The sequence below is a fragment of the Chitinophaga sp. Ak27 genome (genome assembly GCF_012726295.1).
Classification (GTDB): Bacteria; Bacteroidota; Bacteroidia; order Chitinophagales; family Chitinophagaceae; genus Chitinophaga.
The window spans coordinates 217,664-233,044 of record NZ_JABAOB010000001.1 but is presented as its reverse complement, the minus strand read 5'-3'; the positions used below and the strand labels follow the sequence as shown (position 1 = coordinate 233,044).

10 protein-coding genes and 1 pseudogene are annotated in these 15,381 nt (G+C 43.2%); 7 read left to right on the top strand and 4 right to left on the bottom strand.

Annotated features, from left to right (window positions below):
- Window positions 1-540: 540 nt before the first annotated feature.
- From HGH90_RS31930 to HGH90_RS00915, 5 genes and pseudogenes are all read left to right on the top strand, one after another.
- A complete protein-coding gene (locus HGH90_RS31930) occupies window positions 541-672 on the top strand; it encodes a hypothetical protein (RefSeq protein ID WP_262888536.1) in 132 nt (43 codons plus the stop codon).
- 12 nt (window positions 673-684) lie between these two features.
- Window positions 685-3,903 (top strand): annotated as a pseudogene (locus HGH90_RS00930) (SusC/RagA family TonB-linked outer membrane protein); the annotation flags it as partial.
- 18 nt (window positions 3,904-3,921) lie between these two features.
- The gene (locus HGH90_RS00925) at window positions 3,922-5,505 is read left to right on the top strand and encodes a RagB/SusD family nutrient uptake outer membrane protein (protein ID WP_211172565.1); all 1,584 of its coding nucleotides are present in this window, start codon (window positions 3,922-3,924) and stop codon (window positions 5,503-5,505) included.
- Window positions 5,506-5,759: 254 nt separating this feature from the next.
- Entirely contained in the window at window positions 5,760-7,895 is a 2,136-nt protein-coding gene (locus HGH90_RS00920; RefSeq protein WP_169190149.1) for a family 20 glycosylhydrolase, read from the top strand.
- A gap of 420 nt (window positions 7,896-8,315) precedes the next feature.
- Window positions 8,316-8,543, top strand: coding sequence for a hypothetical protein (locus HGH90_RS00915; RefSeq protein WP_169190148.1), 228 nt, complete (start codon window positions 8,316-8,318; stop codon window positions 8,541-8,543).
- Between the two features lie 47 nt (window positions 8,544-8,590).
- Here the strand turns inward: HGH90_RS00915 and HGH90_RS00910 are convergent, their stop codons facing one another.
- From HGH90_RS00910 to HGH90_RS00895, 4 genes are all read right to left on the bottom strand, one after another.
- Entirely contained in the window at window positions 8,591-11,368 is a 2,778-nt protein-coding gene (locus HGH90_RS00910; RefSeq protein ID WP_169190147.1) for a discoidin domain-containing protein, read from the bottom strand.
- 308 nt (window positions 11,369-11,676) lie between these two features.
- Window positions 11,677-11,832 carry a hypothetical protein gene (locus HGH90_RS00905; RefSeq protein WP_169190146.1) on the bottom strand — a complete coding sequence of 52 codons (156 nt, stop codon included), beginning with the start codon at window positions 11,830-11,832 and terminating at the stop codon, window positions 11,677-11,679.
- 8 nt (window positions 11,833-11,840) lie between these two features.
- Window positions 11,841-13,049 carry a TlpA disulfide reductase family protein gene (locus HGH90_RS00900; RefSeq protein WP_169190145.1) on the bottom strand — a complete coding sequence of 403 codons (1,209 nt, stop codon included), beginning with the start codon at window positions 13,047-13,049 and terminating at the stop codon, window positions 11,841-11,843.
- 23 nt (window positions 13,050-13,072) lie between these two features.
- The gene (locus tag HGH90_RS00895; RefSeq protein WP_169190144.1) at window positions 13,073-13,222 is read right to left on the bottom strand and encodes a hypothetical protein; all 150 of its coding nucleotides are present in this window, start codon (window positions 13,220-13,222) and stop codon (window positions 13,073-13,075) included.
- A 525-nt stretch (window positions 13,223-13,747) separates the two neighbouring features.
- Here HGH90_RS00895 and HGH90_RS00890 point away from each other — a divergent pair.
- Both HGH90_RS00890 and HGH90_RS00885 read left to right on the top strand, forming a co-directional pair.
- Window positions 13,748-14,305 (top strand): RNA polymerase sigma factor, encoded by a 558-nt coding sequence (locus tag HGH90_RS00890; protein ID WP_169190143.1) that lies wholly within the window; start codon window positions 13,748-13,750, stop codon window positions 14,303-14,305.
- Window positions 14,306-14,370: 65 nt separating this feature from the next.
- Window positions 14,371-15,345: a FecR family protein gene (locus HGH90_RS00885; protein ID WP_169190142.1), complete on the top strand. Its 975-nt coding sequence runs from the start codon at window positions 14,371-14,373 to the stop codon at window positions 15,343-15,345.
- Window positions 15,346-15,381 lie beyond the last annotated feature (36 nt).

Genomic DNA, 15,381 nt, shown 5'->3' with positions numbered 1-15,381 from the left:
GAATTGGGGCGCATATTGGAGATGAAGGGCATCCTTGCCGCAAGAAGGGTAAAGGGCGTAAACAACGATAAGCCGTGTTACAGATTAAATTCTGTCATTGATACCCTTTAGTAATCGATAACACTACACTTCATGATTTGTTTGGATTGAGTGTAGTTTAGGGTATGTTGCTTGCTATTTTTGGACACCAGATGGTTGAAGATGAAATGCAGGCTAGTAGTAAAATCACGCATCTTGACTTGGTGAATTTTCTTGAATACAGCTCGCGAGAAGAATTTAGGGAGGGGATGAGAAACATTTTGAGCATCATTTTAATAAGTTAAAGAAGCTAGCTTTTCATCTAGGGAATCTTTGTACAAACGGTTGCACTAGTATTTTGCTTGTTTAGCTGAATAAATGTTTTGATATTTATATGTAGTACATAACATCATGTATACATATTGACATTTGAGCTTTATGTGTTGAAAAAAGTGTTTATTGTTTGTATGTGATACATGATATGATGTTATATGTATAAGCGTTAAAATTAAATCAACACGTATGAAATCTGATTTATTAGGATGGTTGCTGATGCTACTGATTGCATCTGCCAGCTCTGTAGCAGTAGCTCAGGCTCAGATAAAAAAGGTTAGAGGTAAAGTTATTTCGGGTGAGGATGGCCAGGCTATGTAGGGTGCCACCGTCGGTATTCAGGGAAAAAACATCGGAACCCAGACCAATGCAAATGGCGAATTTTCTTTAGATGCTTTGGAGGAAGATATTTTAATTATTTCTTATACCGGTTTTTTGTCAAAGCAGGTTAGAGTAGGAACATCAACTTTTGTAAATATTTCCCTAAAGCCAGACGTAGCAAAGATGGAAGAAGTGGTCGTGGTAGGTTACGGTACGCAAAAGAAAAGTAGCTTAACAGCGTCTATTGCCAAAGTAGAAAGAAGGATACTTGAATCTGGGGTTCGTGCTAACCCTGCACAGGCATTGGCCGGGACTGTTCCTGGCGTAAGAGTCTCGACTACTTCTGGTAAACCTGGTTCTTTACCTGCCATAGTCTTACGGGGAGGGACCAATTTTGATGGATCAGGAAGCCCTCTCATTGTTGTAGATGGACAGTTCAGACCATCATTGAGTGATATTAATCCGGAGGAAATTGAGAGCATGGAAGTGTTAAAAGATGCTTCTGCCACTGCTATATATGGGGCAAGAGCCAGTAACGGAGTTGTTTTAATTACTACTAAAAGAGGTAAAGCAGGTTTTTCCTCCATTACTTTTAAGACTAGAACCGGTTATAATTATTTGAACAACCCATATAGATTACTTAATGCAGAAGAGTACTTGCAATGGGGAAGAAGGGCATTGGTTGAAACGTTTAAAGTAAATGGTAATCAAGCGCTGCTTACAGCAGCAGGTCCCAAGGGGACAGGTAATATATATAAAGATGCTAGCGGAAACATCGTCGATGGAAACTACGATCAGAACGCCTTGTTTAGTCCAATGTTTTTATCCGATGAGAACAAAGAACTTTTGAACTCAGGTCAGGGTTGGAAAGTAATGAAAGATGCTATTCCCACCAATGCGACTGGAGCCTATGATCCAAATGGTACATACAAAGACCTTATTTATAAGGAGTTCAGCTATGCTGGCAATGCTTTTCGAAGCAATGCATTATTACAGGACTATAATATTGGAATGTCAGGTGGTGCGGAGCGTGGGACGTATTATGCCAATTTAGGTTTTTATAATGAAGATGGAATAGCTAAGTCTGCTTTCTACCGGAGATTGAATTTTATTTTTAATGGCGATTATAAAATAAAGAAATGGCTGAAATCTGAGAGTAGCGTGGCTTTTGCAAAAGCCAACTGGAGAGATCAGGCACAAACTTCTGATGGTAGTTATTGGGGACGCATTTTAATGGCGGCTCCCACGATGCGAGGGGTGAATTATAAAGGTGATATTTTATTAGGTCGAAATGCAGGGGATGGGAATCCAACCCTGAACGAATCTAAGTTTATCCGGAGAAATCAATCAGATAAGTTTACGCTCTCTCAATCATTCAAAGCGGATTTATTTAAAGACCTCTATCTCAAGGCAGGAGGATACTTTATGTATGATGAAACTATGGCTGAAGGATTTAATAAAGACTATCGAACCGGCATTATGAGCCTCTCTAATCCCAATGCTGGCTGGAACAGGGACCGTTCAAGCTCTGCATCTTTCGATCGCATATTGCGCCAGACATTCAATATTATTTTAAATTATAATAAAACTATTTTTGAAAAAAGTACACTTGAGGGAATGCTTGGCGGAGAGTATTATAATGTTTATAATAATGGATTAGCAGCGAATGGAAAGTTGGCACCTACGGATGATTTTATGGCGTTGGATTTAACGTCGTCTGAAGCAAATAACAGAGGGATATCTTCCTATCATACAAGGGAACGCATTATGTCTGTATTTGGCCGGGTAAATTATGATTGGGATGGAAAATACTTGTTTTCATTCACTGCGAGGCGAGATGGCTATTCAAGGTTAATTGGAGACAATCAATATGGTTTTTTCCCAGGTGCTTCTTTCGGATGGCTTGCATATAAAGAAAAGTTTATGGATGGAACAGCTGGATGGTTATCATTTTTGAAACTAAGAGGTAGTTGGGGTAAGAATGGGAATATTGGAGGAATTGGCCTGTATGAACTGCAGGGAGGTTATTCAACAACCGGCAGGTATGACAATAATATTGGCTTCCAATTAAATGGTATTCCAAATCCCAAACTAAGATGGGAAAAGACTAATACAATAGAAGGTGCTGTTGAGTATGGACTGTTTAAGAATATGCTCACAGGATCGATAGCCTATTACGATAGGATAACAAATGATAAAATTGCTGATATTTTATTGCCTAATTCAACTGGTGTGAGCAGTATTAGAACTAATAATGGTTCAATGAAAAACAGGGGCTTGGAAGCTGATATTAATTATAGGGTTATACAGAATAGAAACTGGGATATCCGTGTTGGCGCAAATGTTTCATGGAATAAGAATAAGGTGCTAAAGCTACCCTTTAATGGGAACGAGAATAATAGGCAGGGAGGAATCCAAATTTATGATCAGAGATCTGGTAAGTTAGTTTGGGTTGGGGGGTTGCAGGAAGGGCAGGAGCCTGGTGAAGTATACGGTTATATAATGGAAGGTTTGATTAGAAATGACAAAGATTTGGCAGACTATAATAAAATAGATTTAGCTGCGGGGGAAGTTCAATTAAATTCTGCGGCAGGACGTCCGGTGACAAGTCAGAAGTTAATTGCGGAAAAAGGGTTAGACCCTACAAAGTGGTGGACAACAAGTCTTGGGGATGTACGCTGGAAAGATGTTGATAAAAACGACACTATTGATTTCAAAGACAGGGTATTTCTTGGACGGACGATTCCCCGTTGGACAGGAGGATTGAACTTATCAGTGAAATGGAAAAATCTGCAGTTATTTTCCAGGATGGATTACGCGATCGGATTTATCCAGATGGACCTTGGTCAAATGTGGGCCATGGGAAGTATGCAAGGTGAATTTAATGGTACTGATTTGGTCAAGGATACTTGGACTCCTGAAAATCCCAATGCGAAATATCCGACTTATGTGAACCAAGACCAACAATTAAAAAAGAACTACGATGGAAATAGCAACATGTTTTGGAAAAACTCCAGCTATCTCTTCTTCCGGGAGATAACGTTAGGCTATGCCGTTCCGCAATCATATCTCAAAAAGGCGAATATTACAGGGCTTACCTTAATGGTCACCGGTCAAAATCTGGGCTATATCAGCAATAAAATGTTAAAGCTACCAGAGAGGACCGGTCAGCAGAATGGTGCTTATACTATTCCAACTCAATTGGTATTTTCTGCAAATTTAACTCTGTAACAAATCAAACTTAGAAACATGAGTCAATATAGACGGAGAGGTATATTGCTAGTGGTGACGATGATCATATTGGGAGTATCCTGCAAAAAAAGCCTGGAACTTTCACCGGAAGATTCTTTTGGTAGCAACAGTTTCTGGCAGAATGAGGCCCAGGTAGGCGGTTTTATGCAAGGGATGCATACGCAGTTTAGAGCAAATCAGTTTCAGTTTTTACGACTGGGAGAGTTTAGGGGCGGAAGTTTAAGCACAACAGAAATTTTCCCCGTGTCATTAAATGAAGTGCCTCTAATAGAACAAAATCTCGAGGAAATTTCTGCAGGTGTCGGAAATTGGGCTGGGTTTTATACCAATATTCTGCAACTGAATTTGTTTATAAAGAAAACCGAGGCAGCGAGTTTTTTAACGGGAGCCCAAAGGGGATATTTTCTGGGGCAGGCTTATGCAATGCGTGCATATTACTATTTTCAATTACTACGCACTTACGGAGGAGTGCCACTACGACTAGAACCTGAAGTAATAGACGGTACAACTGATCAGGTGGCATTACGTAAAGCGAGAGCCACGGAGGGAGAGGTGCTTGCTGCAATAAAGTCTGATATCAATCAGGCGATTACTAAATTTGGAGCGAGTGCAACCGCTAATAAAGGCCAATGGAATCCAATGGCTGCGTTAATGTTGAAAGGTGAAATCTATTTATGGTCTGCGAAAGTTTATAATAATAACGCAGATTTGGCTATAGCAAAAACGGCATTGAATGCGATAACCGGATTCAGTCTCTGCCCCAACTTTGCAGATGTTTTTTCGTACACTAAAAAGAAGAACAGCGAAATTATTCTTGCCATGAGCTTTCAATCAACAGAAGCAGAAATGTCGGGAGTTAATTTATTTACGTATGATCTCGCTGGTCTTGGTGGAGGTTTCTATCCCGACTCGCTGGCCTCTGGTGCTGTTATTTCGACCAATCCTGATCCATTGAATATAGGTCAGCCGAATGCTTTACCGGCTATTCAACGATATCGTTATAAATTTGAGCTTTTTCAGAGTTATGATAATGCCGATACACGTAAATTGGCCACATTTTATGATTTTTATAAGGTAAATAAAAGCGGGGTGCCACCGTATCCTGTTATTCAGAGAAACACCGTACTTAAGAAATTTCTTGGGATATTTGAACAAAACAAGCGCTATTTCTCCGATGACTGGCCCGTGTATCGTGAAGCAGACAGATTGTTAATGCTGGCCGAAATTATAAATGCAGAAGGAGGTGACCCGACCGTTTATATTAAACAAATTCGTGATAGGGCATTTGGACTAGCCAATGATCCTACACCCTTTGTCAACGGATCTAAAGACGCGAATGAATTAGCTATTTTTTCTGAGCGAAGTAAAGAGTTCGTTTATGAAGGAAAAAGGTGGTATGATTTACGGCGAATGAAATATGGAACAGAACCACTTGCTTTTATTAGCCCCAATCATCCGTATGGTGTGTTGAACAAAACAACACAAGCATACAGAATGCTGTGGCCAATAGAACCTGCTATTTGGACAAATGATCCGTTGGTAGATCAAACCCCCGGGTATTCGACTTCTAAACCCCATTAAGCCCGGAAATTATTAGTTGTTGGATGAATGGGACAGCTTGGGTTATTCCTGCATTCTCTGTTGACGAAGAAGCGATTGATATTTTATATGAAGGAAATGGTGTGCAGATGATATTTCAGAAAATTTTACTGAAAGATCTGATAGATAAGTAAGGGTATATATTACATATAACTAAAATATTTTTTGTAGTAGTCTGGAACCGTTTTTTCAGTTGATAAGTAATATTAATTAATAGGCCGAATAAAGCATATATTATGGTGAACAGAAAGAAGAATAAGTTTACGCTATTGTTGATTTGCCTGGTGCTTGTTTGTGACATTGCTCGTTCTCAGGTAAATAATAGTTTATTAAGCTGGAAAGCTGAACATACTTTGGAAGAATTGTCCCATGCCCCTGTAGCATTAATTCCGTTTCCCCGGGAACTGCAATGGACCAAGGATAAATGGCAATTGTCCGATAGTCTGGTTATTGCGGTTGAAGATCAAGATCAATCAATTACTGGGAATGCCCTCCGTTCATTGCATGAACTACTTAGGGGACTTTCGATACAAAGCAGCTTGAAGACAGTTAGACAAGGAGAGAGATTACCATCAAACTGCATTGTTTTTAAGGTTGATAGTGTCCAATGTACAAAAAATGAAGGTTATTCTTTGCGGATCTCAAAAGGAGGTATCGTTGTTGGGGCGAAAGATGTTGCTGGATTTTACTATGCAGTGCAAACGTTGAGACAAATTGTTCTTCAAACAACGCTAAGGAAGCAAATACCGGGATGTATCATTAATGACTGGCCAGCATTCGGGCTGCGCGGATTTATGCATGATAATGGAAGGAATTTTCAGAGTGTAACCATGTTAAAGACCCAGTTAGATAAACTGTCGTGGTATAAATTCAATACGTTCCACTGGCATTTTACTGATAATCCGGCGTGGCGACCTGAAAGTAAGATATATCCTCAGCTGAATGATCCTAAGAATCGCAGAGACGGTCGCGACCCGGATAGCTCATATAGTTTTGATGACATTAGGGAGCTAATTCGTTATGCAAAAGAGCGTTGCATTACAATTATTCCGGAATTGGACATGCCGGGCCACAGCGAATATTTCGAGCCAACGTTTGGTTTTAAGATGGAAAGTGAACACGGGATGCAGGTGTTGGAACGGCTGATTGATGAGTTTTGCAAGGAAATACCGGTTGCAGATTGCCCTATTATTCATCTTGGGTCAGATGAAGTACATATTCCTAATCCAAGCGCTTTTATACAGCGTATGTCGGCCCGGGTTAAAGAAAACAACCGTAAAGTTATGGTCTGGAATCCGGGGTTGCCTCCCCTGGAAGGCACTATTGAACAATTATGGAGGGAGGATGGTGCAACGGGAGAAAGAACATCGGGTAATCCTTATATAGACTCTTATGGAGGATATTTAAATAATTATGATGCTTTTTCATTGGTGCGGCGTTATTTTTTTCAGCAAGTTTGTAATCGACCTATAGGTGATTCCGTCGCACTTGGTGGTATTGTTTGTTGCTGGCCGGATGTAAAGGTTGACGATAAATCGAAAATCATATTGTATAATGCAGTGTGGCCTGGTATTATTACTTACAGTGAAGCGGTTTGGTGCGGCAGACCATTTTTTGAGCCATTATTTGTTAATGCATTACCTGCGAAGGGAACTGTTGCGTACAAGTATTTTCGTGAGTTTGAAGGTAGGTTAGCACGTCATAGAGATAATTTTTTTTTCGGTGATTATTTTCCGTATGCGCAGTTTGGAAACAGTGAATGGATTTTAAGAGGGCCCTACTATCATCAGAAAGGTGATTCCACTGATAGAAGATGTATTTCGGAACTAAGTACAATAGATGATACGACCTATAAAGTTAAAGTTACCGGTGGTATTCAACAGGTGAATGTGGGAGAAAATGCGGCAATGTTTAATGATAAGGTGCTGGAAACAGCTTATCTCACAGGCTATATTTATACGCCCGCAGCAAAAGAAGTACATGCCTTTCTTGGATTTGAAGCCCCGGCTCGATCTAACCGACGTAGTGGAGGTATCCCCCTGAATAAACAATGGGATGCAAATGGAGGTGCTGTATTTATTAACCGACAGGAGCTCAGGGGCCCGGAATGGGCGAATCCTGGCGGGAACCGCTATTTGCATAATACCTGGGGGCGGCCAGCGAATGAAATTCCATTTACTGATGAAGAATTTTATTGGAGCCGCCCACCCGCGAAAATTCAATTGAGAAAAGGGTGGAATGAGATCTTTGTGAAAATTCCGAGAGCATATAGAGAGCAGCGCTGGTTGTTTGCGTTTGTCCCGGTCATAAAAGATGTTCATGGGAAATGGGTTGAAGATCTTTCTGTTCATATATCTGCAACAAAGGACTAGTGAATTTAGCCTTAGGTGTATAGGCTACAAATGGTGACCTTCCTCCGGGAAAGAATTAGTGCTATGAAATTAGGGATTTGGAAGGGTGCGGTATGACTCTTGCAAAGAAATCATAGAAAGGGCGCTATATCAACAGATTAACTACAAAGATGAGAATTGATATTTTTTAGCCAATAGAACATACCGGAAATAAAAAGGCGGGCCATTGGCCTCCCTTTTTCGTATCTCTTAAAAGTCTATTGCTGTCAATAACCGTGTGCCATCTTTCTGCTAAGAGTAGGGTGTTCCGCTGCTTCGGGTTTTGACCGACCGCAGAACTGAATACGGCGACGCCAGGGAATATCATAGATGCCACCCTGGCTACGAGGGACATCGTGCATAGCAAGACCGAAGCAAGAAGGCACCAAACCAATAGTGCGTATGATTATAGCCACTGCCAGACGGATACTGTTGGGCAAAGTGTTTGCGGGAACGAAGACCGTTACAGGAGACAGTAATAATGTGAGTGCACGGAAAGCTTTCCCGATAGGGCTGATCCATGCCACACCTTTTAATGGATTCAGCGGATTTGGCTATCATTGTAATCCCTGGCACGACCGGTGGACAAAAACACATGTAATTGATATCAAGAAATTATTACCGCTATAGAAATGTAATTGGACTGGCTCTTATAGCCAGTCCAATTATGTTTAATACTATTTGCCTACCACAACAAATTTCTTCACCACTTGTGCTCCCTGTACACTCAACTGTAAAAAGTAGATGCCGGGTATAAGCGGACCTATCTGTACCCTGATACTATTATTCCCTTTACGCAGCGAAACGTCTTGTTTTGCCAGTACCTGCAGCCCTCTCAGGTCATGTATTGTCAGCGTAGTTTGCGCCGCCGCAGGGGATACCAGAGATAAAGTGAATTCGTCACTGGTAACCGGGTTCGGATATATGCTGCAGTTTATTCCTTCATTGCCTTTTAATGCGGACATCTTCATTGCGTGCGTATTTCCGGCAACGGCTGCTGTATTCTGCAGCAATGGTGCTAAGGTAAAATTACCCAGCACCTGTACTTCGGCAAGACTCAATGGTACATTGGTGCTTTGCAGTTGTATACGCACATAACGACCGGTATTATTAATACTGATGGCAGAAGGAGTACCGGCTGTTGCAGTCTGAAAATAATCCTGTACCCCCGCCTGTGCCTGTGTGCCGGCCACGGTATTGGATGTAAAGGGAACGCTGGAAATAAAAATATGATAATTAGCCAAACGACTCCCACAACAATCCGTACGATTATAAATCCTGATCGTCTGGATATTTGCGGAGGTTCCGAGATCCACCTGCCACCAGGGCTGATTGGTCAGCGCTTCATTGGTATGCGTTACAGAACCACTAAAGTAGTTACCATTGGTATTACCATCTACGGCCAATGGCGCCAGCCCCGTAGAGCTGCTATGATCGCTAGATTGCGTAGTCGGCTTTTCCAACGCCAGGTTGCTTGTCGGAATAACTACGGCGCCTGCATTTTTCCAATAAAACAGATCCCCCAAACCACCGTCTAGCGTATCGTTCAGCACATATTTCTTTCCAGTGACCAACGTCAGGTTCACCTTTTCCACTGCCCCATCTCTTCTTCTTACCCTATATAAGGTATCTACAGGATAAGTACCAAAGTTGATGTTCATCGTAATTTTCTGTTTCGCAAGATTTGCTTTTCCCTGGATAGTATCCGTTAAAATCCCTGGAGTACCAGGGGCGTTACAACAACCATTTGATATGCTAAGGCCATTCATGATCATGAAATAGGCAGCGCTGCTACTGGTAACCGGCGCCATAGTTATACCACTGGTATTAGCTATTCCCGATACCGGTTTAAAATATCCAACAGCTACATCTCCCGGTAACCCATTATTGGTGGCGGCTACCAGGTTAGTAGCTGCAATGCTGGTGATATAGGGGTCTGCTGTGGAATCCCAGGCGGCGATGCTGGCTGGCGATACATTATTCACTGCTGTGCTTCCGGAAATATGTTGTCCCGCGATAAAACGCACATCCTTCGTACGTAGGCGCGACAAATGCGGGGAAAGATTTAACACCTCTGCTCCCAGTCTTGCATTTTGCCAGTACTGCGGAGTAGGGATACCGTTATCATCCGTCCAGAAAAAAGTACCATTACCTCCTATATACCGGAAACTGTTCATCCATTTAGCGCCCATGAGCAGGAACGAATATACCCCGATATTAAACTCTGATTCGGATGGATAATAGTTATCGGAACCACCATTACGGCTTCCCTTGTATCCCTGCAGATAAGCGCCGAAGGCAATAGGGGAAGTACCACTACCATCATATCCTTCCAGCGCCAGTTTACGATATAGGTACATATCCTGCAAAATGGCTGCCAGGGAACCTCCTGGGGCAGGACTGCGGTTCAAATAAAAATAGTAATAGTCATACGTCAGCAGATCCGGTTTAGCCGTTTGCAGATAAGTTCTGAGATTGGCTTCAGACCACTGCCCCGTGTACTGATTGTTATGTACCAACACATTGGGGTACTTATTCCGGGATATAGCAAACCAATCGCGCATATAACCTTGTACGGCAGTGCTGTAGCTTTCTTCATCACCAAAACAGATGCTGGATAGCTGGTTGCTGTCGGCCGCCTGTAAGCTATTCAGAAAACCATTCGATTGTTCAAACGCGGTAGGGCCACGACTAACGTGCGTACCAAATGGCGCTTTCGCCAGTGCCCATTGCGCCGCCGGATTTTGCTGATGAATCGTATAGTTATACATGGGACGTTCATAATACGTAGGCGCAAAATGAGTGTTGGCCAGTTCATTGCCACTGGGATAATGACTGACGCCAGGTTGCATGTACCAGCTGGCGCCGTTCTGAGCAAAAGTGCTTACCAAAGAATTACCGTTAAATGCCGCATTGGAAACAAATAAATAAAAACCTTTGAGCCGTTGATCGCAACAGTCTGTTCGGTTCCATATGCTGATGGAATCGATCGTTACAATACTGCCCAGATCCACCTGCCACCAGGGTTCCATGGCAGTATTACCATCCATGGTATGGGTAACGGAGCCGGCGGCGTAGTTGCCATTGGTATCGCCGTCAACCGCCTTATTGCTTAGCCCGATACCAAAGTCAGATGACTGCAGCGTGGTTTTACCCTGCGCCACATTTACGCCGCCGCTGAATACCTGCACTTCAGCAAGACTCAACGGATCCGTGGCTGGCAGCTGTATCTTTACATAGCGCCCGGTTCTGCCAATAGCAATCCTCGTAACCGCCGTTACGGGCAGACCTTCCGGAGCGCCATCCACCCGGATCCAGCTCTGGTACTGGAGTCCTTTTTGAATAAAAATTTTGTCCTGCCGGGTCATAGTCTGCGCCCGGGAAACGCCTGTAGGCAACAGTAACAGGAAGGCTCCCCATAGCTGTACGCCGTGTTTTTTAAAATTCAGTTGCATACAATTGTATTTATGATTACAGAAAATGGTGCTGCGCCCAAGCGGCCGGCAGCGTGTATTTTTAGTATAATAGGAATGGATACACGTTTTATATTATTGATTTCGGTTGTTGCTGATTGCTTCTTTGATTGATTCCCTGGCTTGTTACTCTTCGCGGAATATCCGTTCAATGCGTTTCTTTCCTGCGGTTTTCATTGTTCACATTGTACGGGTTTTTCACAGGCAGATGGAGGTGAATACCGGAGATGAATGGAATCAATAGTTACGCGGTCGTTGCCCACCTGTTTCTGTACCTGGAGAAGGAACCTCTATTGCTGTTTTGTCAGAGGCGGAAATTTTATTTTACCGCTCACGGTAATAAATTTCTTCGCCTGTTGTGCGGCGGAGGAGGTAGTTCCACCCGCCACCAGCAACCACATAGCTATACTATTCTGGTATTTTTCATTTGAATGATAATTATTCAAGAAGATGATTATTGCATGGGAACCATGGGGCTGGCCTTAGTTTGACTACCTGCTTCTCGGGCCGCTTTGGCAGCGGGCTTTGGGGTGTCTCCAAACAAGGTGACCAGTTTCTTTTCTATTTCACTGCTGCCATCGGGGTTAAACCCCACCTCTTTCATCAGGATCTCGCCTTCAGGGCTGATCAGGTAAGTAGTAGGCACGCCCTTGATAGCAAAACCGCTGCCGGCGATATTGATATTGTCCAGCGCCTGTTTCCAGGGGTTATTCTCTTTGGCTACGGCTTTCAGCCAGTCGGCTTTGCTTTTGTCGATGGAGATGCTGTAGATTTCAAAATCCTGATCCCTGTACTGCTCATATACTTCGCGCATATGCGGGAACGATTCCCGGCAAGGTCCGCACCAGCCGGCCCAGAAATCCAAAAGCACATATTTTCCTTTGAAACTGCTGAAGGAGAGCGATTGATCTTTTTCATCCGGCAGGGTGAAATTCTTTACCTTTTTGCCTACGGCAGAGTTGATAATCCCCTGTGTAAACTCTTTAAACTCCTTTGCTTCCTTTGTTTTCTTCATCTCCGGAGACAGAGAGGCATGTAGCCGTTCCTGTTGTTCCACATTCATTATTTCGCGGGCCTCACCAAGGCTGAATACCGACGCAAATGAATTGGGATGTTTTTTTACAAGCTGTTGCAGCAAAGGTGCCAGGTACTTTTTCTGCAGGGCTTTTCGTTTGGACTCAAATGCCGCATAACGGGGATCTGATTCCTGCAGCCATGGTTGGCCAAACTCTTTTTTCAGTTCATCGCTGATGGATTTCCAGGCGGCGGTTTTTTGTTTGCCATGAGCCTGTAGCAGTTCCGATGCTTCAGAACCTTTTATCACGGAGGCGCTCATCCCCTTTGCCACATCGGTAGTAACCGTGTAAGTAACGGGTTGATCCATCAGGATGCCAAAGGGCGTATACATCTGGCGCTGCGCCTTTACATATTCCGGCAACAACATCAGGAATACCGGTTCTTTGAAAGGAATGCGAAAAGTGTAATGCCCGTTTTCAATGATGGCAGAATCATTATAGGTACGGGAGTAGATATACATTTTGTTATATCCTTTCAGATCGCCGGTAATATTGCCCTGCAAAATGATCTGCTGCCGGTTTTGGGCATAGCTGCCCATACAGAGCAGTGTTCCTGAAATGGCCGTAATGATTTTTCTGATTTGCATGTATTTATGTTTCCAGTTAAAGATCAGTAATCAGGGTTTTGTTTGATAAGTTTTTTGGTAATATCTATTTCATGTTGTGGTATTGGCATGGCAAAACGGGCAGCCGGCAATTGCGGATTAGGCGCTATGTTATTGCCGATCGCATCATACCGTGTAAATCCTTCAAAGGCCATCTACCAGCGGTGTTCCTGCGGTATCCTGTTCTCGAGCGTGTCCGCGTTGGTAAAGTCGGCCACTGTATATGCATGCGGTGGCCCAATTTTCGTATAGGCGTAGACGTAGACGTATACTTTATTAAGGAGGTCCGACAAAGTTGCATTCACACCTTTACTGCGCGCCAGCGCTTCGGCGGCTGTGAGCATGCTTTGTCGTACTGCCGGCTATACAGGCAGATCCTGGCTGCCAGGGAATTAGCGGCGCCTTTGGTGGCCCTGGCGTCACCGATAAAAACGGCCTGTTTGTTTTTATCGACCTGCGCGTACTTAGGTATATAGTGGGTATAATGCAGGTGTTACCCCTACTGTTGCCGAAATATTTTTTGTCACCGCAGTTAATGTTATTTTAACTTTTTCAACCCATATTTTCTCCCACGCCCTTTTTAGAACTACTTTTAGCCATCCGCAATTTGTCATTTAAAAAAAAAAGAGTTTATTTGATTGCACGTATGTATTGCTTCATGAACTGTAATTTTAGGGACAATGGAGAAAAACACGGACGAAGAGCTGTTACAATTGTTGATGCAGAACAATGAACCGGCATTCCGCCAACTGCATAAAAGATATTGGAAGAAATTACTTGTCAAAGCCTATACGCAGCTGCAGTCTTATGCAGATGCGGAGGAATTAGTACAGGATGTGTTTATAAATATCTGGTACCGCCGCCATTCACTGCAGATCAAATACAGTTTCCATACCTATATTTCTGCGGTAATCCGTTATAAAATATTTGAAAAGATCGCTGCCAACAAACGTCGCCCTGCAATGGAAGATACCACTGATTGTATTATTTCCGATCACTCTACTGAACTATGGCTGGAGGGCGAAGAACTAAAGGCCACCATTGAGAGTGTAATTGATACACTTCCGGAAAAGTGCCAGCTGGTATTCCGATTGAGCAGGGAACAGGGCATGACTGAAAAGCAAATTGCACATGCCCTCCGGATTTCTCGCAAAACAGTGGAATCCCACATGAGTAAGGCATTACGCATATTAAGAGGCGCCGTAAACCACCTCCGCTGTTTTTTTTACTCCCTCTGATTTTTTTTCTTACCCACTAAGGGTAACTATATTATTTCACCCACTATATAGCAAAGGGCATTGATATGCAGCCACAGATACCAGATCACATTAGGCAACTGGCCGATAAATGGATAAACGGAAATATAACCACCGCAGAACGAGACGCACTGCTCGAATGGTATGCACGTAAAACACCCGGCGAAATTTCCTGGGAGTCGGCCGATACAGATGAAAAGGCATTGGAAGACCGGCTCTATTTCGCTCTGCAAACAAGGTTGGCACCGCGCTTAAAACCGGTAAAAATGAGTGCTGGTAAACGCTTTGCCAGGGCCGCAGCAGCCCTCCTGCTGATAGCCGCTGGATGGGCAGGTATCAACAAATGGCAACAAGGGAAAATTACTACAGTAACGGCAGATGGCGGCATCAAAAGAATGATCCTTCCGGACAGCAGCATTGTATGGCTGAAAGGCAACAGCTCAATCTCATGGCAGGCGACATTTGGTAAGAAAGACCGGCAGGTAATATTAAAAGGAGAAGGACTATTTGAGATCAAGAAAGACCCCACACATCCTTTTGTAGTGGAAAGCGGAGAATACACTACCCAGGTATTGGGTACCAGTTTTAATATAAAGGAGCATGCCGGAAATCATCCCTTTTCACTGCTGGTATTAACAGGTAAAGTACAGGTAGTAAAGAAAAGCAATAGGAAAGATATAGCCGCTCCATTGCTTATTACACCCGATTACCAATTCATGGGCGATAGCCGGCAAGCATCTGTTAGTAAGGTCAGTACAGCAGACAGAGAACAGACAGTGAATGGCACGGAATACGACATGAACTTTAACCACACCGCATTCCCAGAGATCATTCAACGGGTGGAACATAAATTTGACGTAAAATTCAAGGGTAACTATCAGCAGTTTGAAGGATGCCATGTTACAGCAGACGTCACCGATCAATCGTTGTCTAATTCTTTAAAATTATTAACCATGGCCGTCAATGCCTCTTACGACATTAAAGATGGCGTTATCACCATTACAGGAAGCGGATGTAAATAAGTGCCAATAAAAACAGGGATACGCGAATATCCCTAT

Coding starts and splice junctions, on each gene's coding strand:
- HGH90_RS31930 (WP_262888536.1), top strand. CDS start 541: ATGAAATCTGATTTATTAGGATGGTTGCTGATGCTACTGATTGCATCT.
- HGH90_RS00915 (WP_169190148.1), top strand. CDS start 8,316: ATGATTATAGCCACTGCCAGACGGATACTGTTGGGCAAAGTGTTTGCG.
- HGH90_RS00890 (WP_169190143.1), top strand. CDS start 13,748: ATGGAGAAAAACACGGACGAAGAGCTGTTACAATTGTTGATGCAGAAC.
- HGH90_RS00885 (WP_169190142.1), top strand. CDS start 14,371: ATGCAGCCACAGATACCAGATCACATTAGGCAACTGGCCGATAAATGG.
- HGH90_RS00900 (WP_169190145.1), bottom strand. CDS start 13,049: ATGCAAATCAGAAAAATCATTACGGCCATTTCAGGAACACTGCTCTGT.
- HGH90_RS00910 (WP_169190147.1), bottom strand. CDS start 11,368: ATGCAACTGAATTTTAAAAAACACGGCGTACAGCTATGGGGAGCCTTC.
- HGH90_RS00895 (WP_169190144.1), bottom strand. CDS start 13,222: ATGGCCTTTGAAGGATTTACACGGTATGATGCGATCGGCAATAACATA.
- HGH90_RS00925 (WP_211172565.1), top strand. CDS start 3,922: ATGAGTCAATATAGACGGAGAGGTATATTGCTAGTGGTGACGATGATC.
- HGH90_RS00920 (WP_169190149.1), top strand. CDS start 5,760: ATGGTGAACAGAAAGAAGAATAAGTTTACGCTATTGTTGATTTGCCTG.